4 protein-coding genes are annotated in these 1,047 nt (G+C 40.0%); all 4 read right to left on the reverse strand.

What is annotated here, in order from left to right; genetic code table 11:
• A partial coding sequence (locus HT693_RS10535) for an IS66 family transposase zinc-finger binding domain-containing protein (protein WP_240152732.1) occupies positions 1-328 on the reverse strand: 328 nt, incomplete at its 3' end.
• On the reverse strand, positions 303-464 hold the full coding sequence (locus tag HT693_RS10540; protein WP_172925169.1) for a transposase: 162 nt from the start codon (positions 462-464) through the stop codon (positions 303-305). The genes HT693_RS10535 and HT693_RS10540, both read right to left, overlap by 26 nt.
• A gap of 65 nt (positions 465-529) precedes the next feature.
• Positions 530-880: an IS66 family insertion sequence element accessory protein TnpB gene (gene tnpB, locus HT693_RS10545; protein WP_050141977.1), complete on the reverse strand. Its 351-nt coding sequence runs from the start codon at positions 878-880 to the stop codon at positions 530-532.
• Positions 861-1,046, reverse strand: coding sequence for a hypothetical protein (locus tag HT693_RS10550; RefSeq protein WP_031223047.1), 186 nt, complete (start codon positions 1,044-1,046; stop codon positions 861-863). The genes tnpB and HT693_RS10550 overlap by 20 nt, the downstream gene beginning before the upstream one ends.
• Position 1,047 lies beyond the last annotated feature (1 nt).

A 1,047-nucleotide genomic window follows, 5' to 3' on the forward strand; every position in this document is an offset into this window, starting at 1 on the left:
CAAGGCTATGCGCCAAAGGGGCTTTAGGGATAGGAGCTTTCACAATTTTATCACTCGGATTTTTCTCACTGCATGCTTGGCATTTGTAAGAGTGTTGGATATGATCTATGCGTTTTAATTGCGCAGGAATAAAGACTAATTCTTGGCCTTGAAGACTCGCTCCAATCTCTTTTAGCTCTCCCTGACAGTCAGGGCAAATGCAATCCTCTAAGCGATGATGGAGTTCTTCTGAATCGAATTGGGCAAGAAGAGCTTGACGTTTTCCTTTAGCTTTCTTACGTTTATAGGTGATTTCTTCTCTTTCAACTGGGAACCTCTCCATCTTCATCAGATGAAGCTTCCTCCTCAAAAAGGCTGACTTGTCCAGATGGACAAACACTTTTCTCAGAGGATTTTCCATAGAGCTTTTGCGTTAGATAAGCCACTTGTTCACGAAGAAGGGCAAGTTCATTGGTNNTTTTAATAAGTCTTTCATCGTCTTCCCCTCCTTGTTTTCTAACTTTATTATACTAAAAAGAAAGGCATCATTTCAATAGAAATCACGACTTTCTGATGAATTTATTTGGGGAGTGATAGAAAAGCCCTTCATCAGCCAGTCTACTTGTTCAGGTGTGAGAGCTTTGACATCCTTTTCTGTACTTGGCCAAGTCAACTTACCGTTCTCAAAGCGTTTATATAGTAGCCAAAATCCTTGACCATCCCAGTAAAGGGCTTTAAAGCGGTCTTTACGTCCACCACAAAAGAGAAAGACTTGACCTGAGAAAGGATCCAATTCAAAGTGGGTTTTAATGAGATAAGCCAGTGAATCAATGCCTTGTCTCATATCCGTTTTCCCACATACGAGATAGACCTGCCCTAGGCTAGATAGATGAATTGTCATAGAGCAACACCTTATCCAAAAGCTCTTCTATCATTTCGAGATTGAGAGATTGAAAAAAACTTACTTCAAGCTTGCCAATACGAATTTTAAGCAGAATATCATTTCTCTTTTTAGAATCAAAACGACGAGATTGTGGAATCTCTACAGGAACAATAGGTTGTGGCATT

Source organism: Streptococcus sp. 2154, assembly GCF_013277255.1.
In the GTDB taxonomy this organism is placed as follows: domain Bacteria; phylum Bacillota; class Bacilli; order Lactobacillales; family Streptococcaceae; genus Streptococcus; species Streptococcus pseudopneumoniae.